A 26,106-nucleotide genomic window follows, 5' to 3' on the forward strand; every position below is an offset into this window, starting at 1 on the left:
CGTCGCCTCCTCAATGGCTTTCGCGCGGAACCGCGTGGCCGCGGCTGCCGACGAGAAAATCGAGATCCGCGCCGGTGTCGGCCTGCATCACGCGTTCGACATAGAGGCCCTGGTAACCGCCGACCATTTCCGGCGTCGGCGCAGTCCAGCCGGCTTTTCGGCGCGCCAGTTCCTTTTCGCTGACATCGAGGTGGAGGCGACGGCCGGCGACGTCGAGTTCAATCCAATCGCCATCGTTCACCAATGCGAGCGGGCCGCCGACCGCGGCTTCGGGCGCCGTGTGCAGGACGACGGTGCCAAAGGCCGTTCCCGACATGCGGGCATCCGAGATCCTGACCATGTCGCGCACGCCCTTTTTCAAGAGCTTCTGCGGGAGAGCCATGTTGCCCACCTCGGCCATGCCCGGATAGCCCTTCGGGCCGCAGTTCTTCAGCACCATGATCGAGGTTTCGTCGATACTAAGATCCGGGTCATCGATCCGCGCCTTGTAGTGGTCGATGGTTTCGAACACGACGGCGCGGCCGCGGTGCTGCATCAGCGCTGGCGTTGCGGCAGACGGCTTGATGATTGCGCCGTCAGGCGCAAGGTTGCCGCGCAGCACGGCGATGCCGCCACTCGACGTCAGGGCCCGATCGAGCGGCAGGATGACATCGTCGTTGTAATTCTCGACCGCTTCGATGTTGGAGCCGACGCTCCGTCCCGTCACGGTCAGGGCGCTGAGTTCCAGAAGCGCGGCAATCTCCTTCATGACGGCGGGCAGCCCACCGGCGTAGTGGAAATCCTCCATCAGATAGCGACCCGAAGGCATGAGGTTGAGGATGGTCGGAATATCGCGACCGAACCGATCCCAGTCGTCGAGCGAGAGCTCCGTGCCGATCCGACCGGCGATTGCCAGGAGATGCACGACGGCGTTGGTGGAGCCGCCGATCGCACCGTTGACGCGGATGGCATTGGCGAAGGCGTCACGGGTCAGGATCTTCGACAGGCGCAGGTCCTCGGCAACCATTTCGACGATCCGCCGCCCGGTCAGCCGCGCCAGCCGGGCACGGCCGGCATCAACCGCCGGACAGGCCGCATTGCCGGGCAGCGCGAGGCCCAGAGCCTCGACCATCGAGGCCATGGTCGATGCGGTGCCCATCGTCATGCAGTGGCCCGGCGAGCGCGACATGGCGCTTTCGGCCGCCATGAAATCCTGTTGCGACATGACGCCGGCACGCACGTCTTCGGAGAATTTCCAGACATCGGTGCCTGAGCCGATGGTGCGCCCCTTGAAACGGCCGTTCAGCATCGGCCCGCCGGAGATGACAATCGAAGGAAGATCGCAGGAGGCGGCCCCCATCACCAGCGACGGCGTGGTCTTGTCGCAGCCCGCCATCAGCACGACGCCGTCGATAGGGTTGCCGCGGATCGCCTCCTCTACGTCCATCGAGGCGAGGTTGCGGAAAAGCATGGCGGTCGGCCGCAGATTGGACTCGCCGCAGGAAAACACCGGGAACTCCAGCGGCAGGCCACCGGCCTCGAGCACGCCTGCCTTGATGTGCTCGACCAGCCCGCGGAAATGCGCATTGCAGGGCGTCAGCTCCGAGAAGGTGTTGCAGATGCCGATCACCGGCCGCCCGTCGAAGACATCATTGGGCAAACCATTGTTCTTCATCCAGCTGCGATGAATGAACGCATCCTTGTCCAGTCCGCCAAACCAATGCTGCGATCTCAATTTCCTCGACATGTGTCCTCTCCGATTACCTTGAGCGCCTCGTTCGTATTTCTCATATAATCGGAGTTATTCTCGGTCAAGCGATGGACGGCCTATCGTGAAGGCAAAGAAAAACCTCCGGCGGGTGACGCCGGAGGCCGCAGAAAGTCGAGGAAGCTGTCGAAGTGGTCGCTCAGGGATGGTGCAGCACGCTCATGCCGCCATCGACCGTCAGGCAGGTGGCGTTCATGAACGGGCATTCGTCGGAGATCATGAAGAGTGCAGCCTTGGCGATTTCCTCCGGCGTTGCGATGCGGCCGCCGGGATGGAGCTTCATTGTCTCCGCCTCGGCCGCGGCCGGATCGGGGAAGCTGCTCCAGTATTCCACCGCCTTCTGCGTGCGCACATAGCCCGGCGCCAGCGCATTCACGCGTACGCCCTGCCCGGCATATTCGAGCCCCAGCGCCTTGGTCATGCCGAGAAGCGCATGTTTGGCGACCGGATAGGGGAAGGTGTGCGGGATGATGGTAAAGGCGTGGGTGGAGGCGATGTTGAGGATGACGCCGCCGCCCGCCTCGATCATGCCCGGCAGCACGGCCTTGCTGCAGTTCCAAGCGCCCTTGAGATTGATGTCGAAGCAGCGCTGCCAATCGGCATCCGAGAGCTTCAGCGGCTCGAAGAAGACGTTGACGCCGGCATTGTTGACCAGCGCATTCGGCTTTCCGATTTCATGGGCAGCATTGGCAACCGCTTGCTCGATGGCATCTGCGTCCGTGATGTCGGCCGTCGTGTAGCCGACCTTCCCGCCCGCCGCGCGCAGGCGCTCCGCTTCGCTCGCCAACAGGTCGCCGTCACGGTCGATGAGAAAGAGGCTCGCCCCTTCCGCAAGGAATGTCTCGGCGATCGCAAGGCCGATCCCCTGTGCCGCACCCGTGATAACGACGCGTTTTCCCTCAAGACGACCCGCCATGTCCGCGCTCCCTACCACTCGGCGACGCTGCCATCGGCGTGGCGCCAGATCGGGTTGCGCCAGCGATGGCCTTCCTTTGCGCGCTCGATGACATATTGCTCGTCCACCTCGATGCCGAGGCCAGGGCCTTGCGGGATAGACACGAAGCCGTCCGCGTAGTGGAACACCTCCTTGTTGGAGATGTAGTCGAGGATGTCGTTGGCCTCGTTGTAGTGGATGCCGAGGCTCTGCTCCTGGATGAAGGCGTTGTAGCTGACGGCGTCGACCTGGAGGCAGGCGGCAAGGGCGATCGGCCCGAGCGGGCAATGCGGCGCCAGCGCGACGTCATAGGCTTCGGCCATCGCCGCGATCTTGCGGCATTCGGTGATGCCGCCGGCATGCGACAGGTCCGGCTGCAAGATGTCGACATAACCGTCGGCCAGCACCGACTTGAAATCCCAGCGCGAATAGAGCCGTTCGCCAAGCGCGATCGGCGTCGAGCAATGGTTGGCGATTTCCTTCAACGCCTCGCGATTTTCCGAAAGCACCGGCTCCTCGATGAACATCAGGTTGAAGGGTTGCAATTCCTTGGCCAGAACCTTGGCCATTGGCCGGTGCACGCGGCCGTGGAAGTCGACGCCGATGCCGATATGCGGGCCGATCGCCTCGCGGATCGTCGCGATGGTTTCGACCGCCTTTTCCACCTTCTCCCAGGTGTCGACGATCTGCATCTCCTCGCAGCCATTGAGCTTGATCGCCTTGAAGCCGCGCGCGACGACGTCGCGGGCATTTTTGGCGACATCGGACGGACGGTCGCCACCGATCCAGGAATAGACCTTGATGCGGTCCCGCACCTGGCCGCCTAAGAGCGCATGGATCGGCTGGCCATAGGCCTTGCCCTTGATATCCCAGAGCGCCTGGTCGATGCCGGCAATCGCCGACATGTGGACCGCGCCGCCGCGGTAGAAACCGCCGCGATACATCACCTGCCAATGGTCCTCGATCAGCAACGGATCCTTGCCGATCAGGTAGTCCGAAAGCTCGTTGACGGCGGCTTCCACGGTCAGGGCGCGGCCTTCGACGACCGGCTCACCCCAGCCGACAATGCCCTCGTCGGTTTCGATCTTCAGAAACAGCCAGCGCGGCGGAACGATGTAGGTGGTGAGCTTGGTGATCTTCATGGTGCGATATCCGCTGGGTCAAACAAGGCGACGACATCGGCCGCCGGGAAGGGGTTTCAGCGCGCCGACGGGGCGGGCCGGTGACGTTCTACGGCAAGCTTGAGGTCGCGGGCGGCAAGATCCAGCATGCGCGTGGAACAGTCGCGCGCCCTCGCCTTGTCGCGCAGGCGCAGTGCCTCGACCAGTTCGCCATGGATGTCGATTGCTTCGTCACGACGTTCGGCAACTTCATTGGAGGCATACAGCGAGAACTTCAGCGCCGCCTGGATGATGCCGACGAGTTGCAGGAAGACCTGGTTGTGGCTGGCCTTGAGCAGGCAGGTATGAAAGGCGACGTCGGCATCGGTGAAGCCGACGACATCGCGCTCGCCGTCACGCATCGCCTGCCAGGCGCGCTCGAGGTCGGCAATTTCCTGGACGGTCGCGCGTTCGGCGGCAAACTCAGCGGCCGCCGGCTCGATCGCACGGCGCGCCTCCAGAACGCAGTTCAAAAGGTCGAATTCAAAGATGCGCTCGCCGATCCATTCGAGCACCTGGGAATCGAGGATGTTCCACTCATCCTTGTTGCAGACGATCGTGCCCACCCGGGAACGGCCGCGGACCATGCCCTTCGATTCCAGCACCTTCAAGGTTTCGCGAATGACTGTCCGGCTGACGCCATAACGTTCGCACAGGTCGTTTTCACGCGGCAGGAAAGAGCCGACCGGAAAGACGTCGGCGCAGATGTCCGAGGCGATGGCGCGCGTCACATTCTTCTGAACGCGAGGGCGACGCTGGCCGCGCTCCTCCGCGCCGTTGCTATAATCCTGCTCTTCCACCGCCACTTTCCTCCCGCTCCCGTCTCCCTGTCGCTCCATAGCGCAGACGCCTGAAGGCGACAACGCAGCGAAGCACGTTATCGTTATACATCACTATCGTATTCATCATACAAAGGCAATTGACGAATATGATGATTCATCATACACAAATGCTCACTGCAGGAGGCAGTTCACCAGGGAGAGACATCATGCGCTTTATCAAGGCAGCCATTCTGGCTGGCACCGTCGCCGTGTTTGCGGCAACCTCGGCGTTTGCTGCCGACGTCAAGATCGGCTTCATCGTCAAGCAGCCGGAAGAGCCGTGGTTCCAGGATGAATGGAAGTTCGCCGACGTCGCCGCCAAGGAAAAGGGCTTCACGCTCGTCAAGATCGGCGCGGAAGACGGCGAGAAGGTCCAGTCGGCGATCGACAACCTCGGCGCCCAGGGCGCCCAGGGCTTCATCGTTTGCACGCCCGACGTCAAGCTCGGACCCGGCATCGTCGCCAAGGCTGCCGCCAACGACCTCAAGCTGATGACCGTCGACGATCGGCTGGTCAACGCCGACGGCAGCCCGATCGAAGACGTTCCCCACATGGGCATTTCGGCGACGAAGATCGGCGAGGCCGTCGGCCAGGCCCTCGTCGACGAAATCAAGAAGCGCGGCTGGGACATGAAGGACGTCGGCGCGATCCGCGTTTCCTACGACCAGCTCCCGACCGCGGTCGACCGCGTCGAGGGCGCACTTTCGGTTCTCAAGGCCAACGGCTTCCCGGAAGCCAACATCTTCGATGCGCCGCAGGCCAAGACCGACACGGAGGCAGCGCTCAACGCCTCGACGATCGTGCTCAACAAGAACGCCGGCATCAAGAAGTGGGTCGCGATCGGCCTCAATGACGAAGCGGTACTCGGCGCGGTACGCGCGACCGAGACGGTGGGCATTGCTCCCGACAGCATGATCGGCGTCGGCATCGGCGGCGCGGATTCGGCGATCAACGAGTTCAAGAAGCCTGCAGCCACCGGCTTCTTCGGCACGGTCATCATCTCGCCGAAGCGTCACGGCTACGAGACCGCGCTCAACATGTACGAGTGGATCGCCAACGGCAAGGAGCCGGAAAAGCTGACGCTCACCGCCGGCCAGCTGGCACTGCGCGATAACTACGAAGCCGTGCGCAAGGACCTCGGCATCGAGTAATCGCGTTCCGCGACACCATCGGCCCGGCGGCTCGACCGCCGGGCAATCTGCTTCGGAGCCGCGCATGCAAGATTTTCTCGAATTCCGGTCCATCTCCAAGGGCTATCCCGGCGTCCAGGCGCTGTCGGACGTCTCGTTCTCCGTCCGGAAAGGCGCCGTCCACGGGCTCATGGGCGAAAACGGGGCGGGCAAGTCGACGCTCATTCGTCTGCTCTCCGGCGACCAGACAGCCGATGAGGGCGAGATCCGTATCGAAGGTGAGGCGCAAGGCTATCGCTCCGTGCGCGATGCCTTCCGCGCCGGCGTCATCGTCATCCACCAGGAACTGCAACTCGTTCCTGAACTGACGGTCGCCGAAAATCTCTGGCTCGGCCACTTCCCGGGTAAGGGCGGCGTCATCGATCGTCGCCAGCTGATCCGCGTCGTCGGCGAGAAACTGGCGGAGATCGGCATCGATGTCGATCCCTCGGCCAAGATCGCCTCGCTGTCGATCGGCGCACGGCAGATGGTCGAAATCGCCAAGGCGGTCATGCTCGATGCGCGCGTCATTGCGCTCGACGAGCCGACCTCGTCGCTGTCGTCCCGCGAAAGCGAAATCCTCTTTGCCCTTATCGATCGTCTGCGCTCGAACGGCACCGTGATCCTCTATGTGTCCCACCGGCTCGACGAGATCTTCCGGCTTTGCGACAGCCTGACGGTGCTGCGCGACGGCAAGCTTGCCGCCCATCATCCTGACATTTCCGAGGTCACGCGCGACCAGATCATCGCCGAAATGGTCGGGCGCGAAATCTCCAACATCTGGGGTTGGCGGGGCCGCGATCTCAGCGTTGAACGTCTGCGCGTCGAAGCGATCTGCGGGCCGAAACTGAAAACACCCTTGAGTTTCTCAGTCCGGCGCGGCGAAATCCTCGGCTTCTTCGGCCTGATCGGCGCCGGCCGCAGCGAGATGACCCGGCTGGTCTATGGTGCAGACAAGCGTCACCAGGGAACCGTGACGATCGACGGCACGATCGTGCCGGCCGACAACCCGCCGCAATCGATCCGCGCCGGTATGGTCCTGTGTCCCGAGGACCGCAAGTTCGACGGCATCGTCCAGGGGCGCAGCATCGAAGAAAACATGGCGATCTCGTCGCGTCGGCACTTTTCCCCCTTCGGCATCCTCGACCTCAAGAAGGAAGCGGAGCTTGCCGATCGTTTCATCGCCAAGCTTCGGGTGCGCACGCCGTCCCGCAGGCAGGACATCATCAATCTTTCCGGCGGCAACCAGCAGAAGGTCATCCTGGGCCGCTGGCTTTCCGAACAGGGTGTGAAAGTCCTGATCATCGACGAACCGACGCGCGGCATCGATGTCGGCGCCAAGTCGGAGATTTACGAAATCCTCTACGAACTCGCCGGTCAGGGCATGGCGATCGTCGTCATCTCCAGCGAATTGCCGGAGGTAATGGGCATCACCGATCGCATCCTCGTCATGTGCCAGGGCCGGATCGCCGCCGACATCGCGCGCGCCGATTTCGACGAGCGCCGCATCCTTGCCGCCGCCCTTCCCGATGTTCCAACCGAGCAGGTTCAGCCGTCATGACTTCCTTGAAAAAACTTCTTCTCGGCGAACAGGGTCTCGTCGTCATCTTCGCCGTCGCCTTCGCCATCGTGGCACTGACGGTTCCGAACTTCCTGACTGAGCGCAATATGCTCGGGCTGCTGCAGTCCGTCGTCACTATCGGCATCGTCGCCTGCACGATGATGTTCTGCCTCGCCTCGCGCGACTTCGATCTTTCCGTCGGCTCGACGGTCGCATTTTCCGGCATGGTCGCCGTCATGGCTTCGAACGCCTCCGGATCGATCCTGATCGGGCTTGCGGCAGCACTTCTGTGCGGCGGCTTCGTCGGGCTCGTCAATGGCGTGGTCATCGCCCATTTCCGCATCAACGCGCTGATCACGACGCTTGCCACCATGCAGATCGTCCGCGGCTTCGCACTGATTGCCTCGGATGGCCGCGCCGTCGGCATCAACGATCCGAGCTTCTACCAACTCGCGCTGTCGAAATTCCTGGGGATCCCGACACCGATCTGGGTCATGGGTTTCTTCTTCCTCGTCTTCGGCTTCGTCTTGAACCGCACGGTCTTCGGCAAGAACACGCTGGCGATCGGCGGCAATCCGGAGGCTTCGCGGCTTGCCGGTGTCAACGTCTCCAACATGCGCATCTGGATCTTTGCGCTGCAGGGCCTCGTCTGTGCCGTTGCCGGCGTGCTTCTCGCCTCACGCATCACATCCGGCCAGCCGAATGCGGCGACCGGGCTTGAACTCTCCGTCATCTCGGCCTGCGTGCTCGGCGGCGTCTCGCTTGCCGGCGGCCGCGCAGCGATGACCGGCGTGATCGTCGGTGTTCTTATCATGGGCATTGCCGAGAACGTCATGAACCTGCTCAACATCCAGGCCTTCTACCAGTATGTCGTGCGCGGCCTGATCCTTCTGCTCGCGGTGCTGCTCGACAATCTGCGCTCGGCTGCCGCCGGTCGTCGCAGTTAGGGCATGACGAAAGACATCGCCCTCCTCGAAAACGAAGAAGGGCTCACCGTGGAGGTGAGCCCGCTAGGCGGGGCGATCCTGTCGGCCCGCTGGTGCGGCGTTCCTGTGTTCGCACCGACGCCGGCACCGGGGCTTGCCTCGCAAGTGTTCGGCGCCGAGGCCTGCTTTCCGTTGGTGCCCTTCGGCAACCGCATCGAGGCCAATGGCTTCCAATTCGACGGTCGCGACTACAGGCTGGCGGCCAACACCAGCGATCCGCTCGTTTTACACGGAGACGGCTGGCTTGGGCGTTGGTCGATCCTGCAGCGCGACCGGCAATCGCTCACCCTTCGCTTTGACCAAGAGGCAAGCTTCGCCACACCTTTTGCCTATGAAGCGGTCGAGACGATCGCCATCGACGGAGCACGCCTGATCCTCTCGCTCTCCATTACCAACCGCGCCGACCAGGCCCTGCCCTACGGACTGGGCTTCCATCCATACTTTCCGCGCACGCCTGAAACGCGCCTCGTCGCCCGTGCCGACCGATGTTGGAGCGAACGGGAAGGTCATCTGCCAGACCGCCCCGTCCCCATTTTTCAGAACATGAACTTTGCCTCCGGCTCCCCCTTGCCGCCGGATTGGCTGAACAATGCCTTCGACGGCTGGGATGGACGAGCCCGCATCGAATGGCCGGAAACGGGGCTCGCCGCTTCGCTGGAAGCCGATGGGCATTTTCGGTTCTTCGTTCTCTACTCGCCGTCGGCGACAAGCAGCTTCTTTTGCTTCGAGCCGATGAGCCACCGGCCGAACGCGCATCGCGATCAACACGATGGCGGTCTGGTAACGGTGGAACCTCACCAGTCCCTGACTGGGACGATCGCGCTGCGCATCGAGGAACTGGCAGCGACATCGATGTTATCTCCGTTCGTGCAAAACATAAGCACATAGGTGTCGCCTGGGGGGATGCTGCTCATGTCGCTCGCTTTGCGAAGGCCTCGGGCTCCAAATCCCTCGAATCGCTTAAACGCAGTGCCAACCATGTGGCAGTCGAACTGGAACGGGAGCAGGGTTTCGTTGCAGTTGCGTAGCGGATGACCCGACCCTCGCGCAAGGACTTGCGCCAAGGTCGCCCTGGTAGTGCCGATTTGGCTTGCAGCCGGAAGTTCCGCGCTGCTGAATGGTTTGGGCTGCAGCACTGGCGCGTGGCGTCGTGAGCCAGACGCTGCCGCTAGAGTCCAGCGATCCTGACGCGGTCGTCGGCTGGGAGTCATCATCGCTCGCCTTGATAGAAATCGAACGGCAGACCCGTAAGTTTTCTCGTCGGCAATGCGAAGACTACTCCAAAGAAGTGTCGTGGCCTGACGCTGCGTTGGTTAGCAAATTCAGGACCGTCGGCAGGATGCCACCAGCTCTAAGTATCCGGATTTCCGCACGCGTCTCGATGGCTGCGGTCGCTTCGAAAGTGAAACTGGTTCCGTCCTCCTTTCGAACTGACACCGGCACGGAACAACGAGGCGCGAGAGCGTCTTCCTCGGCATTCACGCTAATGACATCCCCTGGCTCAAGCCCCAACCGATCGAGGTCGAATCCCGACGGGAGCCGCAAAGGTAAGATTCCCATGCCAATCAGATTGGTGCGGTGGATACGCTCAAAGCTCAACGCCAGCACAGCCCGCGCTCCAAGGAGCGAAACGCCCTTGGCCGCCCAGTCGCGCGACGAGCCCATGCCATAGCGTTCACCCGCGACAATGACGACCGAGTGGCTATCCTTGCGATAGCGAAGAGCGGCGTCCCAGAGGGGTAACACCTCACCAGAGGGAACATGAACGGTCGAGCCCGCCGGAATGTCGGCGCCCCCGAACTGGTTGCGCACCGTCTTGTTTGTGAACAGCCCGCGCACCATCGCCTCCCAGTTGCCGCGCCGGGATGCGAACACGTTGAGATCCGTGGCGCTTTCCCCTCGTTCGACAAGGTACTTCCCCGCAGTCCCACCAACCGGGATGGCACCGGCCGGCGAGATGTGGTCCGTTGTGATGTCATCGCCGAGCACAAGGAGCGGGTGCGCCTGGTAGTGACCGAGCGAGTTACCTTTGCTGAACCCTGCGAAAGGCGGCCTACGGATGTAGGTCGAATGTTCGTCCCACGGGAAGACTACGCTCGTCGGTGCGTCCAGCTTTGCCCATACGACGTTGGCCTCGGCATCATCATAGGCTGGTTTGAAGTCGTCGGCGCTCGATCCTCTTGCCAGGGTCTCGTCAATCTCGGCGCTAGTGGGCCATAACATTGAAAGCGTTATTTCCTTGCCGTCGGCGGTGGTCGCGATCGGGTCGTGGAGGATATCGATCAATACAGTTCCCGCGAGCGCGAACGCGACGACCAGGGGCGGCGATGCAAGGAAACCAGCTTCGAGCCGAGGATGGACACGTCCCGGGAAGTTTCGATTGCCTGACAATACCGCCACCGGAACGATCCCACGCTCGTCCATCGCGCCGGAGACCGGCTCCGTCAGCGGGCCCGAATTGCCAATGCAGGTCGTACAGCCATAGCCGACGATGCCAAATCCAACTGCTTCCAGATCGTCGAGCAGGCCGGCACGACGCAGGTAACGCTCTGCGGTGGGCGATCCTGGTGCCAGTGAGGTCTTGACCCAGTGCGCCGGTTTCAGCCCGAATGCCCGGGCCTTGCGAGCCAGGAGGCCCGCTGCGACGACCAGGCGGGGATCGGACGTATTGGTACAGCTGGTGATCGCCGCAATCGCAACCACCCCGTGCTCGGGCCGATCCGCGCGCGGGATGCCGCCAGTCACACCGATGAGCGGCTCCATCGCTTGACGCGTTGCACCGGCCGAGAGTCGATCCTGTGGGCGCATCGGCCCGGCGAGGCTCGCCTCGACCGTGAAAAGATCAAGTTCGACGACGTCGGTGTAGCGCGGATTGGAATTCGGGTCGAACCATAGACCCGTGCGTTTGGCATAGGCTTCCACCAACGCACGCTGCTCGGTCGATCGCCCCGTCATTTCGAGATAGCGGATCGTCTGATCGTCGATCGGGAAGTAGCCGCTGTTTCCTCCGAACTCGGGCGTCATGTTGGCGACGACGGCCCGGTCCCCCGCTGTCAGCGACGAAACGCCCTCGCCGAAGAATTCCACATAGCGATCCTGCAGATCGATCTTCCGGAGCTGTTCGGTGACAGTGAGCGCAAGGTCGGTCGCGAGTACGCCGCTCTTCAGCTTGCCTGTCAGCTTCACGCCGATAACGTCAGGCACCTTGAGCGTGACCGGCATGCCGAAAATCACGCTCTCCGCCTCGAGGCCGCCTACCCCCCAGGCGAGCACGCCGATACCATTGATCATTGGCGTGTGGCTGTCAGTGCCGATCAGCGTATCCGGCATCACCCAATCGACGCCGTCCACCCGCTTGCCCGTCACGACGGTGGCAAGCCTCTCAAGATTGAGCGTATGCATGATGCCGGTGCCGGGGGGATGCACCGTGAAGTCGTTCAGCGTGTTCATTGCCCACTTCATGAAGCGATAGCGCTCAGCATTACGCTGGAACTCCCGCTCCATGTTCTGCTCCAAAGAACCCGCCTGGCCGAAGAAGTCGACGCCCACCGAATGATCGGTCGAGACATCAACCGGCACAACCGGGTTGAGGAGTGCGGGATCGCCACCGGCCTCAGCTAACGCGGAGCGCAGGGCCGCGATGTCGACAAGCGCCGGACCGCAGGTGGTGTCGTGCATCAGGACGCGATTGGGCAGAAACGGAATCTCGGCCTCGCTCGTCCCGGTCTTGAGCCAATCAAGGATCGCGGCCTTTGCCCTCGCTGCATCTCCGCCGCCGGTGCGCAAAACGTTTTCCAGCAGGACGCGATGAACATAGGGAAGCTGCTTCAGCGCCTCACCCGCCTCCTCGGGCAAGTCGACGATCGTATAGCCAACACCATTGACGTTGAGATCTGCAAGCGTTGCCAATGGACGTCCTTCCCCCGAAATCGATACGCGGATGCTGTAAGCAAATTACATATTGTGATTATAAAATGCAATCATTGTGGAACGTAAAAAGATGTCAGAGCCAGGATGGCGGCAGGATACCAGCTACTAGACCTGCGGGGCCTTAATCCGGCTAGCGCCCATGATGTGGGTGTAGAGGAATGCTGCCGCCTCGGTTCTGCGGCCCGCTTCAAGCAGATCGAGAATGTGGAGATGCTCGGCTGACTGCCTGGGCAAACGGCTGCGGTCAATCGTGATGCGATACTCGATCAACCGGCGCAGGCGGTTGATCCTCTTGATCGAGTCCAGAAAGAACTCGTTCTGCGAACACGCAACGAGCATCTCGTGGAAATCGTTGTTCGCTTTGAAGATTTCGGCGCGAGACCAGGTTTCATACCCGCCCTCCCCAAGTGCTGTTTGAACGGCGCGAGCCTTTTCAAAGGCAGCTTCATCGGCCACGAATGATGGCAGCAGCATCGCCTGCTGCTCGATCACCGCACGAAAGACGTAGCCTTCCTCGTAGCTTCGCCGCGACGTCAGCGTCTCCCGGAATGACCAGCCATTGCCCGGCAGTCGCTCCACCCAGCCCTCTTCGGCAATTCGGTGCAGCGTCTTCAGCAGCCTGGTTCTTGCGACATCGTAGAGACGAATCAGCTCGTTTTCGCTGACCCGCTCTTGCAGTTTTCCGGCCAAGCGATCCTCGGCAATGCGGAAGTAAAGCGGGTCCTCGTCCTCGCCCTGCGGGGGCGCTTCCTGCTTCGCCGTGTCAACGTTCGCCGCATCGACCTTCAGAAAATATCCCCGGTTGGGTTCGCCACGCACGATCCCCATCTGCTCGAGCTTCTTCAGAGCCGTGTTCACCGGCGCCCGGGAAACCCGAAAGGTGTCGGCGAGCATCTGACACGGCAGATGATCGCCAGCGCGCATCTGGTTCGTCTTTACGAACTCAAGGATGTTCGCGGTGATTTGAGGGGATACGCTTTGTCTTGCCATGTTTCGTCGTGTGATCTCGGGTCGAGACGGAAGTCGATTTATGCACGAGACGGTGCGATTGCAAACCTCCAGGAGCCTCAATCCTCATCCTGGCGGAATTTTGCCAGTCCCTTGAACAGGAAGGGAAGGACAAGGGCGATCGCAGCAATTGCGATCATGATCGCCGAGCTTGGATGCTTCAGGAAGACCGTCGGGTCGCCAAGGCTCATCTGCAGCGAACGGCGCAGCGCGTTGTCAGCAAGGGGGCCAAGGATGAGTCCCACAACAGCTGGAGCGACTGGATAGTCGTAGCGGCGCATCAGGAACCCGACGACACCAAAACCGACAAGCAGCAGCAGTTCGACCACGGACGGGTTCGCCGCGATTGTACCCATGGCCGCAAACACCAGGATGCCGCCATAGAGCCAAGGCAACGGTATCGCGAGGAGCCTGACCCAAAGACCGACAAGCGGAAGATTGAGGACGAGAAGCATGACGTTGGCGATGAAGAGGCTGGCAACGAGCCCCCAAACGAGATCGGCGTGCTGCGCGAAAAGCAACGGGCCCGGCTGGATATTGTACTGCTGGAAACCGGCAAGCATGACGGCGGCGGTGGCCGAGGTCGGCAGGCCAAGAGTGAGCAGCGGAACCAGCGTACCTGCCGCAGAGGCATTGTTGGCGGCTTCCGGCCCAGCGACACCTTCGATGGCACCAGAACCGAATTCCTCCGGCTTGCGGCTGAGCTTGCGCTCCATCGTATAGCTCAAGAACGTCGGGATTTCTGCGCCGCCGGCAGGCAACGCCCCGATCGGAAAACCGACGGCAGTGCCCCGCAGCCAGGGTTTCCATGACCGCGACCAGTCTTCTTTCGTCATCCAGATCGAACCTTTGACCGGGATGGGCTTTTCGGGCTTGAACAGATGACGGCCGGCAACATAGAGGGCTTCGCCAATCGCGAAGAGACCAACTGCGAGTGTCGTTACTTCGACCCCGTCGAGTAGCTGCGGCACACCGAATGTCAGTCGTGCCTGGCCCGTCAGCTGGTCCAGCCCCATCAGTCCGAGCCAGAGCCCGAAAGCAAGGCTGGTCAGACCTCGCAGCGGCGAGGACCCGAAGGTTGCCGAGACCGTGACAAAGGCAATCAGCATCAGCCCGAAGTAATCCCAGGGCGCGAATTTTACAGCGACCTTGACGAGAAACGGAGCCACAAAGGCCAGGCCAACGGTCGCGATCAGCGCTGCAACGAAGGATCCGATGGCGGCGGTTGCCAGGGCCGGACCACCGCGCCCTGCCCGCGCCATCTTGTTGCCTTCGAGCGCTGTGACGACGGCCGCGCTCTCACCGGGCGTGTTCAGCAATATCGCGGTCGTCGAGCCACCATACATACCGCCGTAGTAAATCCCGGCGAACATGATCAGCGACCCGCCCGGATCGAGCTTGAAGGTGACGGGCAACAGCAGCGCGACGGTCAAGGCAGGGCCGATGCCGGGCAGCACGCCGACGGCAGTGCCGATGAACACGCCGATCGCCGCGAAGATCAGGTTGGAGGGCTGAATTGCCAGGGCAAAGCCGTGAATGAGGAAATTGATCGCGTCCACTGGGGCCTCCTAGAATAGCGCCCGCTCCAGGGGACCTTGCGGCAAAGCAAGGCTCAGGAGTTTGTTGAAGAGAAGGAAGATGACCAGCCCCATGAGAGCGCCGATCACCAGGTCGACCAAGAGTGCCCTTCGACCGAAAGCGCGTGCCGTGAAGGCGAAGAGCAGCGTCGACCCGAGAACGAATCCAGCTCCCAGCCAGATCGAGCCGATCAGTCCTGCCAGCGCCAGTGCCACCCAGCCGATCGCCTTCATGTCGATGTCTTCGACTTCGATCGAGGCAGCCTGGAACGCGCTGACGACGTGTCCCAACCCCAGCACTACGAAGAAAAGACAGACGAAATATGAGGCGGCGCTGGCGTTCATCCCATAGGTCGCACGTGCGGCCATGCGGCTGGCGTCCCAGTAGGTGACCGCTGCCATGGCGAACAGAGCCAAGGCGATGACGAGCGCCGGACGGTTCGGCGCCTTCATGATTTTCTCAAACATGGGAATTCTCTCGGCAGGCGTGGGAGGGCTGAGCCTCCCACCCGGCAGTCACTATTTGGCGAGACCGATCGACGTCAGGATCGTGCGAACGCGGTCGGTTTCAGACGCGATGAAGCCCTTGAACTCATCGGCCGGAGCATAATAGTCCGACCATCCGCGAGCCTTGATCAGATCCTTCCACTGCTGCGACTTGACCGTGTTGTCGACGGCGGCTTTCAGCGCTTCCAGATCTTTGCCCTCGACATTGGGACCTGCAAAAATGCCGCGCCAGTTCACCAGTTCGATATCCAGCCCCTGAACCTTCAGCGGCTTTGCCTCGATGCCATCGATCGGCTCCGGATAGGAGATCGCAAGTGCCCGCAGATCGCCGGACTTGATCTGCCCTTCCCATTCGCCATAGCCGGAGACCCCGGCCGTCGCCTGGCCACCAAGCATAGCGGCAAGTGCCTCACCGCCCCCCGAATACGCAACGTAGTTGATCTTGCTCGGGTCAGCGCCTGCTGCCTTGGTCACGAGCGCCGCGAGAATATGGTCAGCACCGCCGGCCGATCCGCCAACCCAGATGGTGGTCGCAACGTCCTTCTTGACGGCAGCAAGCAGCTCTTCGATCGACTTTATCGGCGAGTCCTTCGGCACAACGATCACCAGCGGGTCGCCGGTCAGGCGAGCAATGGGCGTCACCTGGGTCAGGTCGACAGGCGAGGCATTCGAGATGCTGGCGCCAACCAGCGTGATGCCGGCGACAAGCAATTGGTCGGAAGAACCTTGAGCACTACCGACAAACTGGGCAAGGCCGACCGTGCCGCCAGCACCGGGCACGTTGACGACCTGGACGCTTCTCGCTTCGCCTGTCGCCATCATGACCTCCTGAAGCGATCGTGCTGCCGAGTCCCAGCCACCGCCGGCGCCCGCCGGAGCCGTGATCGTGAGTTCGAGATCACCGGCGGTCGAAGCGCCTGCCTGAAGGGCCGCACCCGTCAATGCCGCCAAGCCGATCGCGATTTTCAGAAAGTTTCGCATGTGGACAGTTCCTCCCAACAAATTGGAACGGCATCCCTCCGGCGCCGCTGGAAGAAATCTGCATTAAATAATTATAAAAAGCAATCCTGCTTTATGAAGAAGAAATCAGGCGGGCAAAGATACCGTCTCTTCCACGACAATCGAACTGATCGCGATCCGGCAGAATTAGGTCCTACCACCGGATCCTTTGAGGGCCGGCAGGGAGCCGAAGCCCAAAAGCTCGCCGAGCGCCGAACGCTTGCCCACGAGATCGGCGAGCGTGTATTTGTCGAAAACCGCGACAAAGGCGGCTGTGGCTTCCGAAAGCACGCTCGGCAAGGCGCAGGCGGGCGCGATACGGCAGCCGTGGCAATCTATCAGATCCGTCAGGCCTTCAGTATGCCGAAGCAGAGCGCCGAGATTGATCTCGTTCGTCGGCCTCGCGAGGCGTATGCCGCCATTGCGACCGCGCACGGACTCCAGAAACTCAGCGTTCGCAAGGTCTTGAACAACCTTCATCATATGGTTTTGCGAGACAGAGAACGTGTCCGATATCTCCCGGATCGAGCTAAGCCCCGATGGCCGTGATCCCAAATAGATCATCAATCGCATTGCGTAGTCGGTATATTTGGTGAGCTTCATCGGGGTCTGCGTCAAAAAGTCCGATCCAAAAACATGCATTTGATTAGCATCTTTGCTCTCGAATAAATAGATGCATCTGAGATACATGTTTAAGGGCCAATTTGCGATGAGCTCGCAAGCTATAACCGAAACAGACATCCGAACGATCGTTGAACGGTTCTACGTCGAAGTGCGATCCGACCAGGTCTTGAACGCTGCCTTCGCGGCCATAACGGATTGGGACGACCATCTCGAGCGCATGACGGCATTCTGGGGGTCGATGATGATGTCGACCGGCCGTTACAAGGGCAATCCGGTGGCAATGCACTTGATCCACCTTGAACGCATCCACCCGGGCATGTTCGAGCGCTGGTTGACACTTTGGAGGAAGGTCACTTCAGACGCTCTGTCGCCCGAGGTTGCCGCCGAGATCCAGTCACGGGCCGTCAGAATTGCTTCGCGTTTGTCGTCCGCCCTGTTTGGATCGGACCACCCGGTCCCGCCGGCCAGACCGCTTGAGCTTGCCTCACGGCCCTATAGGAGCACACCGGTTTTCAATGAAGACACGGTCCCCAAACCGCTCCTGCAGTTTCACAGGCTGCGGCCGCAGACCTGGGCGAAGCTCACCGTCCTTGAGGGAAGCCTCCACTACCACCTTCATTCTCAGCCGGTGATCGAAGCGGACACCCACTCGCCGGTCATCATCCCCCCGGATGTGCCCCACCACCTCCAGATCGTAGGTCCGGTGAAACTTCAATTGCACTTCTACGATCACCAACCTGCCCCCCACTGATGCACCGCATCGAAAGGAAAGATCATGCCAAAACCACTCTCACCCGAGACCGTTCAGATCGTAAAGGCAAGCATCCCGGCGCTCGCGGCACACGGAGCGGACATCACGAAGAGCATGTATGCCCACCTGTTCCGTGACGATCATATCCGCGAGCTGTTCAACCATGCCAATCAGGGCGAAGGCGGCTCACAGGTTAACGCGCTTGCCGCCGCCATTGTGGCCTACGCGCAAAACATCGATAACCTTGCCGTGCTCGGCCCCGTGGTCGAGCGAATCGCGCACAAGCACATCGGCTATCATATTCTGCCCGAGCACTATCCCTTTGTGGCCGCGGCCCTTCTCGCCGCCATCGAGGATGTGCTCGCAAGTGCAGCGACACCTGAGCTCTTGAATGCATGGGGCGAGGCTTACTGGTTCCTGGCCGATATTCTCAAGGAGCGCGAAGCCGAGATCCGCGGCGAACTGCTGAAGCGCTCGGGCGGCTGGGATGGCTGGAGAGACTTCGTCATCGACGCGAAGCTTCGCGAAAGCGATGTCGTCACCTCGTTTGTCTTGAAGCCCAAGGATGGCGGTCGCGTTGCGCGCCACAAGCCCGGCCAATATCTGACGCTTCGCTTCCAACTGGAGAACGGCCTGGAGATCAAGCGCAACTACTCGATCTCCAGCGGTCCCAGCGATGGTTTCTACCGCATCTCGGTCAAGCGGGAAGCGCAGGGACAGGGTGGATCGCGATACCTCCACGATCAGGCGAGCGTCGGCATGGTGTTGAGTGCGACCCCGCCGGCCGGCGACTTCTTTCTGCCTGAAGCGCCACAGGCACCGGTCGTGCTGCTTTCGGGCGGCGTTGGCCTCACGCCGATGGTCAGCATGCTGGAGACGATCGCCGAGGAGCATCCGAACCTCGAAGCGCATTTCGTCCACGGCGCGCTGAACAGCGGGACGCATGCCATGGATCAGCACGTTCGCCAGCTCGCCGACGCGCATGGCAAGATCAAGATCAGCAGCTTCTACAGCGCACCAACAGCCGAGGACGCAGTCGGACTGTCTCACGATTTCGACGGCTTCATCACCGCAGAGTGGCTTCGCAAGAATACACCCATTGAAGATGCCGAATTCTATCTCTGTGGACCGAAGCCGTTCCTTCGCGCCCTCGTTCCCGCGCTGGCCAGGGAAGGCGTTTCAAGAGAGCGGGTTCACTTCGAGTTCTTTGGCCCGTCCGACGAACTGATTGCCGCCTGAGGCGGCGAACAACGAAACGTGGCATCGCCACTCCGATCCTGCGGCCGGCGCTTTCGGTGCCGGCCGCAGTACAGTGCCTACACGCTTTTCAGACCAGCGCTCGAATATCAGACGCCACCTCACCTTCCCGGCCGCGCCTGCGACCGGGCAATCTTCAGATCGACGCGCCTCTCCGACCGGAGCTCGAAGTTGCGGCCCGGCAGATCCCTCGTCCATTCCGGCACAAACCCAATGCCCGCCATCAGGCGATGCAAGCTTCATGAAGGTGAGCGATCAAATCCGGCGGTCCACGGAGAATGTCGATCCCTGCCCGCAGTTGTATCGGCGCGTTGACGAACTCGGCATTCGCCGCCAAGCCCACAACAGGAAACGGCAGCCTGTCCACGGCCGACGTTTCGTGAGAAAATGGAGAAAGCTAGAAGGACCCGCTCAACGGGTAAGCTGGGTCGGGCCCAGTCACGTTTCTGCCTGTCGAATAGGTGGCCGCGGATCATGGAACTTCTCGTCGCCCTTGGCCTTATCGCCATCAAGGTCGCATTGCTGATCGCAATGCTTTTACTCTTGCCGTTGCCGCTGACCTGGCTGGAACGCAAGATAGCCGGCCACATGCAGCAGCGCATGGGTCCGATGCGCGTGGGGTGGCACGGCCTGCTGCAGCCGGTGGCGGATGGTATCAAGCTCCTGACGAAAGAGGATCATATCCCTGCAGAGGCAGATCGCTTCCTTTTCAAGCTGGCGCCAATCCTGGCGCTCGCTCCGCCCTTTGTGGTGTTTGTCGCGATCCCCTTCGGCGAGACCGTCTCAGTGCTCAATGCAGAGATCACGCTCTACGTTTCCAACCTAAATGTGGCTCTGCTTTTCGTCTTCGCGGTGATCGGTCTGGAGGTCTATGGCGTCATCTTCGGCGGCTGGGCCGCCAACAGCAAATACGCCGTTCTCGGCAGTCTCAGGACCTGCGCGCAGATGATCAGCTACGAAATCCCCATGGGCTTCGCAGTCATCGGCGTCGTCATGCTGGCACAGTCGATGAGCCTCGTGGACATCGTGCGCGCCCAGAGTGATCTCTGGAACATCGTCTATCAGCCGATCGGGTTCTTCGTCTTCTTCGTTGCCGGATTGGCCGAAGCGCAGCGCATTCCCTTCGACCTGGCCGAAGCGGAAGGGGATCTCGGCGCAGGGTTCCATACCGAGTACAGCGGTATCCGTTTCGCGTTCTTCATGGTCAGCGAATACGTCATCGTGCTCCTGGTATCGGTCCTCTCCGTCATCCTGTTTTTCGGCGGCTGGAACGGTATTCTCATTCCGCTGCCGCCGCTTCTCTGGTTTGCGCTCAAAGTGGCATTCTTCATTTATGTGTTTATGTGGTTCCGTTTCACTTTGCCCCGCTATCGTTATGACCAACTGATGGCCATCGGATGGAAAGTCTTGCTTCCTCTGTCAATGGCGAACATAATTATCACTGGTATTGCTTTCACTTAGGAGCCAGGGCGGCTTCTCCACGCGCCTTCTAGGTTCGGTGTCGATCTGACGAAGATGCGTGCAGCAATCGAAGGGACTACAGCGACCCTCCCGCGTCGGAATAGACGCACGCCGCTGTAGAACGGCGCGACGATGTCACGCGTAGTCGACAGAGCTGGAACATGGATCGGCTGGGCGCTTTTTGCGGATCTGGCGAGCGCCTTTACGCTGACCTTTGGCTATATGTTCTCCAAGCCGGTGACCATGCAGTATCCGGACAAGGAGAAGTGGCTCCCCTATTCGCGCTATCGCGGCCATCACTTCCTCAAACGCGACGAAGAGGGCGAGATCAAGTGTGTCGCGTGCGAGCTTTGCGCTCGCATCTGCCCCTGCGACTGCATCGAGGTCGTTCCCTACGAGGACGAAAACGGCAACCGACACCCGGCAAAATTCGAGATCGACACGGCCAGGTGCCTTTTCTGCGGCCTGTGTGAGGACGCCTGCCCTGCGGACGCCATCGCACTTGGCCAGCAGTATGAATTCTCGAGTTTTTCGTCACGTGATCTGGTGATCGGGCGCGACGATCTGCTCGACAAACCTGGAAAGGCAATGACCGGCGGTGGTGTCGTCGCCGCACGCCTGAATACCGATGAGGACGTGCTGGTCGAAACGAGCGAACCGCATGGATACAACTGGTGGCGCAATATCCGGCGAACGTGAGGAGCAGCAAACCGGAGCGCGCAGATAGGAGGCTCAAATGCTTGTCGGTGAAATCGTGAAGGATAAGGGTGCTGGGGTGATCGCAGTCGCTCCCGACCAGACGATGGTGGAGATCCTGCGGCTCTTTCGTGACAACAATATCGGCTTCGTGGTCGTCAGCCACGCGCCCGGAAGGTATCTGGGCTCGCTATCGGAGCGGGATTGCTGCAACGCGCTTGCGGAATACGGGCCTGAGGCAGCGCTGATGCCGGTCGCCGACATCATGAACCGCAACGTGGCGATTTGCGCAGCTGTCGATGGGCTGCCCCTGGTGATGTCGATCATGACCCAGAGACGGACACGTCATGTGCTGGTCATTGAGGAGGAGGCCATTGTCGGCGTCGTCAGCATCGGCGACGTGGTCAAGCACCGGCTCGACGAGGCGCAGCGCACGGAGCGGCACCTGCACGAATACATTGCCGGGGCAGGCTACCACTGAGAGTGGCTTCGCGCCCACTGGTGAGGACACGGGCCTTGCAGGCGCCTCTGGCGCAAATCCTCATGCTCCACGCCAGACCCGGTTCGTGCCCTCGATTGCGTGCGCTGTTTCTGCCTTGTGAACCTCGACCGGACACGGGTATTCACCTCGCATCATCAAGCTGTTGAGGCGAAGAGACCGATAGTTTTCGGGAACAAAGACGAGACCCTTGGGAAACGGCTTTTCGACCTTGAGCTGCGCCGACAGCGCGCCGCGGGTTGATTGAACGACCACCTGTTCGCCGTCCGAAAGGCCAAGCTGGGCCGCATCCTCAGCGCTCATCGCCACATAGGGATCGTTGGCGACCGTGTTCAGGATCTCCGAACGCTCCGTAAAATAGCCATTGTGGAACAGACAGTTGCCGGTGACGAGCATGAGCCCGTCGTGCGTCTTTGAAACGGTCGGCGGTGCATGGAAGGCGCCCGCCGGTGGCGTCGGGCCTTCTTTCGTGAAGGCACCGTCGGCACCAAGTCCGGCCCAGGTGAGCGCCTGATAGGCCGGTATCAGCCGGGCGATCTCATCGAAAAGCTCGACGTGCGTCGAAGGCTGCAATACTTGGCCGCGCTGTGCCGCGACAAAATCGAAGATAGCGAGATTGTCCCGCGCCTCGAAGACAGGTTCCCGGAACTTGCGGACCTGCTGGATGCGGCCCTCGTTGTTGGTAAAGCTGCCGGGCTCTTCACCGTAGCCCGCCGCTGGCAAGACGACCTCGGCCAGTGCGGCCGTCTCGGTAAGGAAACTGTCCTGCACGATCAACAGACCTGCGGCGCCAAGGGCCCGCGCCATGAACTCCCTGTCCGGATAGGCGATCAGGGGGTCGGTTCCGACAAGGTAGAGCGCGCCCATTTGCCCAGCCACGCAGAGATCCAGCATCCCGTCGAGATCAGCACCCGGCTCATGGGGGATATTGGCGCCCCAGTTCCGGGTAAGAGCGCCGCGCGCATTATCGTCGGCGACCGCCTGCAACCCTGGCAACGCGCCCGCCAAGGCACCCATTTCCCAGGCGCCCATCTGGTTGGCGCGGTCGAAGAGCATCTGCAATGCTGGGGTCTTGCCGAGGAGGCGAAGCAGTTGCAGCAGGTTGTTGAGCTGGTGCAATGCCGCCCGCGCTTCGGACGATCTCAGGAGATCGACACTGACAAGCACGGTCACAGTGCCTCCATCGTAGAGAGCTGCGGCCAGACGATCCGGTCCGTCGCTGCCATTGCGAGCCACCAGGCCTCCGATCTCGGCAAGAGCGTCATCCGACAGTTTCTCGCCGGCGGCCGCCACAAGCCTGGCAACCACGGCCGCAAGGCTCGCGGCCTCTCCGCCGGGCGGTACACGGACCACAGCCATAGCGTCGGCGTCGAGACGGGACGGTCGCGTCGCGAGCATGAGCAATTGGGTGCCGCGCCGCCGAGCGGCATCCCTGAGAAGATATTCGGTGACCGGGTTTTCCTCGGTCACGTTGCCACCGATGACAAGCACGCGATCGGCCCCGATCACCTCCTTCAAAGGTGCACGACTGTAGCTCGCCATGAGCGGGGCAAGCGCGTCGAAGGGTGTGGACCAGCGCGACGAGCAGTCGATGTTGTTGGTCCGAAAGACCGTGCGCATGAGTTTCTGGAACTGATAGAGCACCTCGTTGGGCAGGCGCGACGAGACAACTCCGCCAGCAACCTTGCTTTCGACCGCCGCTAGCCGCCGGCGCAGATAGTCTCCGACTTCGTCCCAGGAAACCGCAACCAGGGCGCCATCGCGGCGGATCATCGGTCGCTTGATCCGGTCGTGCCCTTCGATGAAGTCGAGACCGAAGCGGCCGCGCGCGCAGAGCGTCTCGCGGTTGACGCCGTGTTCCTCCTTGGACCGGACACGCATGAATTCGCCCTTGCGCGCGCCGACGGTCAACTGACATCCCGTACCGCAATGCGGGCAGACCGTGTCGGTCTCGGCGAGATCCCAGGGTCTCGCCTTGTAGCGATAGGGGAAGCTCATCAGCGCGCCGACCGGGCAGACTTCGATGCAGTTGCCGCACTGGTCGCAACTGGCAAGACTGCCCTCGAAGCCGGTGACGGCCGTGTCCATGCCTTTCTCGACGGTGCCAAGGGCGACCGCGCCGACGACTTCCTCGCACATGCGCACGCAGCGCTGGCACTGAATACAGCGGTTGACGTTCATGATGACGACGGGGCTGAGGCGAATGTCGCGGGAATGGAAAACCCGCTTGGGATCGTGAAAGCGGCTTCTCCCCGGACCATAGGCCATCACCATGTCCTGGAGTTCACACTCGCCGCCCTTGTCGCAGATTGGGCAATCGAGCGGGTGGTTGGCAAGCAGCATGTCCAGCATGGACGAACGTGTTTCATCAATCAGCGACGTGTTGGTCCGCACCACCATGCCCTCAGTGACCGCAGTGGCGCAGGACGGCTGCAACCGCCGCAGCCCCTCGATTTCGACAAGACACATGCGGCAGGAGGCAAGCGGCGGCAGGCGCTTCAGGTAGCAGAAAGTCGGAACATCAATCCCCAATCGCTGCGCCGCCTGCAACACAGTCGAGCCTGCCTCGACCTCCAGAATTTGCCCATTGATCGTAACGCTCACCATGACCTACTCGCCCGCGCCTGGATGCTCCCTAGTGGAACGGACACCTCCGCTCCTCGATATGGGCGACGAACTCCTCGCGGAAATGCGCCAGCGAAGCGCGCAGTCCCATCGCCGCGCCGTCGCCCAAAGCACAAAACGTGTTGCCGAAAATGCCCTTGCAGAGCATGTCCAGCTGCTCCATGTCGCCGGGCGCGCCCTCACCCGCCTCGATCCTGCGCAGCACCTTCACCACCCAGTTCAACCCCTCGCGGCAAGGCGTGCACTTGCCACAGGACTCGTGGTGAAAGAACTCGATGATGCGGGTGGCGACCTTGACCATGCAGGTCGTGTCGTCGACGACGATCACCCCGGCCGAGCCCAGCATCGTGCCGGCAGCAGCAAGTGAGTCAAAGTCCATCCCGACGTCCAGGCCCGGCTCAGGGATCACCGGCGCGGAAACACCACCTGGGATTACCGCCTTGATCTTGCGACCGGCCGGCGGCCCGCCGGCATGGTCCTCGACGAGTTCGCGAAGTGGGATCCCCATTGGAAGCTCGTAGAGCCCTGGTTTGCGCACCTGCCCGCTGACGCAATAGAGCTTCGGGCCGGGACTCTTTTCAGGTCCGATACCGCGAAACCAATCGGCGCCTCGCGCCACGATCTGCGGGACGCAGACCAGCGTCTCGACATTGTTGATGACGGTCGGGCTGGCATAGAGCCCCGCAACTGCGGGGAAAGGCGGTTTCAGGCGCGGCTGCGCCCTCTTGCCCTCGAGCGAGTCGAGCATCGCGGTCTCCTCGCCACAGATATAGGCACCTGCGCCGCAGTGGACGTGCACGACGAAATTGAAATCAGAGCCCAGTATGCGCGTTCCCAGATACCCTTTGGCCTTGGCCTCGGCGATCGCCTGCTCCAGCCGTCGGATCGCAAGCACGTACTCTCCGCGAATGTAGACATAGGCGACCTCGGCCCCGATTGCATAGGCACTGATCGCCATGCCTTCGATCAGTTGGTGCGGGTCACGCTCCATGACGATACGGTCCTTGAAGGTGCCAGGCTCTCCTTCGTCGGCGTTGCAGCAGAGATACTTCGTCTTGCCGGCCAGTTTCGGCACGAAACTCCACTTCATGCCGGTCGGAAACCCGGCCCCGCCGCGGCCGCGCAGATTCGACCGCTTGACGAGGTCGACGATCTCGTCGGGCGTGAATTCCTTGAGGGCTTTGGCAAGCCCTCGGTAGCCGCCGCCAGCCTCATAGGTGGAGAGGAGATGCCCATCCGGCACGTACACGTTCTTCAGAAGTACCGGTTCGTACATGGCGCTATTCCCCCGGTGGTTCCGCAGCCGCGAGATCGGCGCCGGTCGTCTCGGGCACCGTCGCGCGCAGCCGGCCGAGCAGCGCGTCGATCCGTTCTATGTCGAGATTGCCGTGATAGTCGTCGCCGACCTGCATGACCGGTGCCATTTCACAGGCGCCGAGGCATTCGACGGTCGAGAGCGTGAACAGCCCATCGGGGGTCGTGCCGCCCTTCTTGATCCGCAGGGCCTTCTCCAGATGCGTCAGCAGATCCTCGGAACGCCGCAGCATGCAGGAGACATTGTCGCAGAGCTGCAGGTGGAACTTGCCCACCGGCTCGGTGTGGAAGAGGGTGTAGAAGGTTGCGAGTTCGTAGACCCAGATCCGCTCGACGCCAAGGATTTCAGCGACCTCTTCCAGCACCGGCCCGGGCAGATGGCCATGTTCGCGCTGCGCGATCAGAAGCGCGGGCATGATCGCCGAGCGCTGGTCGGGATACCGCGCTGCCGCCTGTTCGATCTTTTCGCGCATCGTCATC

The 26,106-nt window shown here is 61.6% G+C and carries 22 protein-coding genes; 9 read left to right on the forward strand and 13 right to left on the reverse strand.

Annotated features, from left to right (window positions below; genetic code table 11):
* Window positions 1–10: 10 nt before the first annotated feature.
* From araD to XB14_RS25180, 4 genes are all read right to left on the reverse strand, one after another.
* Window positions 11–1,726, reverse strand: a complete 1,716-nt coding sequence (gene araD, locus XB14_RS25165; RefSeq protein ID WP_077965545.1) for an L-arabinonate dehydratase — start codon at window positions 1,724–1,726, stop codon at window positions 11–13.
* A gap of 160 nt (window positions 1,727–1,886) precedes the next feature.
* Window positions 1,887–2,663 (reverse strand): SDR family oxidoreductase, encoded by a 777-nt coding sequence (locus tag XB14_RS25170; RefSeq protein ID WP_077965548.1) that lies wholly within the window; start codon window positions 2,661–2,663, stop codon window positions 1,887–1,889.
* 11 nt (window positions 2,664–2,674) lie between these two features.
* Window positions 2,675–3,823, reverse strand: coding sequence for a galactonate dehydratase (gene dgoD / locus XB14_RS25175; protein ID WP_077965550.1), 1,149 nt, complete (start codon window positions 3,821–3,823; stop codon window positions 2,675–2,677).
* 56 nt (window positions 3,824–3,879) lie between these two features.
* Window positions 3,880–4,680 (reverse strand): FadR/GntR family transcriptional regulator, encoded by an 801-nt coding sequence (locus tag XB14_RS25180; RefSeq protein WP_143348540.1) that lies wholly within the window; start codon window positions 4,678–4,680, stop codon window positions 3,880–3,882.
* A gap of 149 nt (window positions 4,681–4,829) precedes the next feature.
* On the opposite strand from XB14_RS25180, the gene XB14_RS25185 reads away from it, so the two are divergent.
* From XB14_RS25185 to XB14_RS25200, 4 genes are all read left to right on the forward strand, one after another.
* On the forward strand, window positions 4,830–5,813 hold the full coding sequence (locus tag XB14_RS25185) for an arabinose ABC transporter substrate-binding protein (RefSeq protein ID WP_029742701.1): 984 nt from the start codon (window positions 4,830–4,832) through the stop codon (window positions 5,811–5,813).
* A 64-nt stretch (window positions 5,814–5,877) separates the two neighbouring features.
* Window positions 5,878–7,392, forward strand: a complete 1,515-nt coding sequence (gene araG, locus XB14_RS25190) for an L-arabinose ABC transporter ATP-binding protein AraG (protein WP_077965554.1) — start codon at window positions 5,878–5,880, stop codon at window positions 7,390–7,392.
* Window positions 7,389–8,339: an L-arabinose ABC transporter permease AraH gene (araH, locus tag XB14_RS25195; RefSeq protein WP_077965555.1), complete on the forward strand. Its 951-nt coding sequence runs from the start codon at window positions 7,389–7,391 to the stop codon at window positions 8,337–8,339. The genes araG and araH overlap by 4 nt, the downstream gene beginning before the upstream one ends.
* Before the next feature lie 3 nt (window positions 8,340–8,342).
* Window positions 8,343–9,266: an aldose 1-epimerase gene (locus tag XB14_RS25200; RefSeq protein ID WP_077965556.1), complete on the forward strand. Its 924-nt coding sequence runs from the start codon at window positions 8,343–8,345 to the stop codon at window positions 9,264–9,266.
* A gap of 387 nt (window positions 9,267–9,653) precedes the next feature.
* Here XB14_RS25200 and acnA read toward each other — a convergent pair whose 3' ends face one another.
* The 6 genes from acnA to XB14_RS25230 all read right to left on the reverse strand — a co-directional run bounded on the left by acnA (window position 9,654) and on the right by XB14_RS25230 (window position 17,002).
* Window positions 9,654–12,287 carry an aconitate hydratase AcnA gene (gene acnA, locus XB14_RS25205; protein WP_077965558.1) on the reverse strand — a complete coding sequence of 878 codons (2,634 nt, stop codon included), beginning with the start codon at window positions 12,285–12,287 and terminating at the stop codon, window positions 9,654–9,656.
* 126 nt (window positions 12,288–12,413) lie between these two features.
* A complete protein-coding gene (locus XB14_RS25210; protein WP_077965560.1) occupies window positions 12,414–13,298 on the reverse strand; it encodes a GntR family transcriptional regulator in 885 nt (294 codons plus the stop codon).
* Window positions 13,299–13,375: 77 nt separating this feature from the next.
* A complete protein-coding gene (locus XB14_RS25215) occupies window positions 13,376–14,875 on the reverse strand; it encodes a tripartite tricarboxylate transporter permease (protein WP_077965563.1) in 1,500 nt (499 codons plus the stop codon).
* A 9-nt stretch (window positions 14,876–14,884) separates the two neighbouring features.
* Entirely contained in the window at window positions 14,885–15,361 is a 477-nt protein-coding gene (locus XB14_RS25220) for a tripartite tricarboxylate transporter TctB family protein (RefSeq protein ID WP_077965565.1), read from the reverse strand.
* Window positions 15,362–15,412: 51 nt separating this feature from the next.
* Window positions 15,413–16,381, reverse strand: coding sequence for a Bug family tripartite tricarboxylate transporter substrate binding protein (locus tag XB14_RS25225; protein WP_077965572.1), 969 nt, complete (start codon window positions 16,379–16,381; stop codon window positions 15,413–15,415).
* A 165-nt stretch (window positions 16,382–16,546) separates the two neighbouring features.
* Window positions 16,547–17,002 carry an Rrf2 family transcriptional regulator gene (locus XB14_RS25230; RefSeq protein WP_077967693.1) on the reverse strand — a complete coding sequence of 152 codons (456 nt, stop codon included), beginning with the start codon at window positions 17,000–17,002 and terminating at the stop codon, window positions 16,547–16,549.
* A 70-nt stretch (window positions 17,003–17,072) separates the two neighbouring features.
* Between XB14_RS25230 and XB14_RS33360 the strand changes: the two genes are divergently transcribed.
* The 5 genes from XB14_RS33360 to XB14_RS25255 all read left to right on the forward strand — a co-directional run bounded on the left by XB14_RS33360 (window position 17,073) and on the right by XB14_RS25255 (window position 21,669).
* Entirely contained in the window at window positions 17,073–17,774 is a 702-nt protein-coding gene (locus XB14_RS33360) for a DUF1971 domain-containing protein (protein ID WP_077965573.1), read from the forward strand.
* A gap of 24 nt (window positions 17,775–17,798) precedes the next feature.
* Entirely contained in the window at window positions 17,799–19,013 is a 1,215-nt protein-coding gene (hmpA, locus tag XB14_RS25240; protein ID WP_077965574.1) for an NO-inducible flavohemoprotein, read from the forward strand.
* Window positions 19,014–19,505: 492 nt separating this feature from the next.
* The gene (gene nuoH / locus XB14_RS25245) at window positions 19,506–20,492 is read left to right on the forward strand and encodes an NADH-quinone oxidoreductase subunit NuoH (RefSeq protein WP_077965575.1); all 987 of its coding nucleotides are present in this window, start codon (window positions 19,506–19,508) and stop codon (window positions 20,490–20,492) included.
* A 132-nt stretch (window positions 20,493–20,624) separates the two neighbouring features.
* Complete coding sequence (locus XB14_RS25250; RefSeq protein WP_077965576.1) at window positions 20,625–21,191, forward strand: NADH-quinone oxidoreductase subunit I; 567 nt, start codon at window positions 20,625–20,627, stop codon at window positions 21,189–21,191.
* 37 nt (window positions 21,192–21,228) lie between these two features.
* Window positions 21,229–21,669 carry a CBS domain-containing protein gene (locus XB14_RS25255; protein WP_077965577.1) on the forward strand — a complete coding sequence of 147 codons (441 nt, stop codon included), beginning with the start codon at window positions 21,229–21,231 and terminating at the stop codon, window positions 21,667–21,669.
* Between the two features lie 60 nt (window positions 21,670–21,729).
* On the opposite strand, the gene nuoG is transcribed toward XB14_RS25255, so the two are convergent.
* The 3 genes from nuoG to nuoE are packed head-to-tail and all read right to left on the reverse strand — an operon-like array spanning window position 21,730 to window position 26,105.
* The gene (nuoG, locus tag XB14_RS25260; protein WP_077965578.1) at window positions 21,730–24,294 is read right to left on the reverse strand and encodes an NADH-quinone oxidoreductase subunit NuoG; all 2,565 of its coding nucleotides are present in this window, start codon (window positions 24,292–24,294) and stop codon (window positions 21,730–21,732) included.
* A gap of 28 nt (window positions 24,295–24,322) precedes the next feature.
* Window positions 24,323–25,588 carry an NADH-quinone oxidoreductase subunit NuoF gene (gene nuoF / locus XB14_RS25265; protein WP_077965580.1) on the reverse strand — a complete coding sequence of 422 codons (1,266 nt, stop codon included), beginning with the start codon at window positions 25,586–25,588 and terminating at the stop codon, window positions 24,323–24,325.
* 4 nt (window positions 25,589–25,592) lie between these two features.
* Window positions 25,593–26,105, reverse strand: a complete 513-nt coding sequence (gene nuoE / locus XB14_RS25270; protein WP_077965583.1) for an NADH-quinone oxidoreductase subunit NuoE — start codon at window positions 26,103–26,105, stop codon at window positions 25,593–25,595.
* Window position 26,106: the final 1 nt, after the last annotated feature.

This window comes from Ensifer adhaerens (assembly GCF_002007205.1).
Classification (GTDB): Bacteria; Pseudomonadota; Alphaproteobacteria; order Rhizobiales; family Rhizobiaceae; genus Ensifer; species Ensifer adhaerens_D.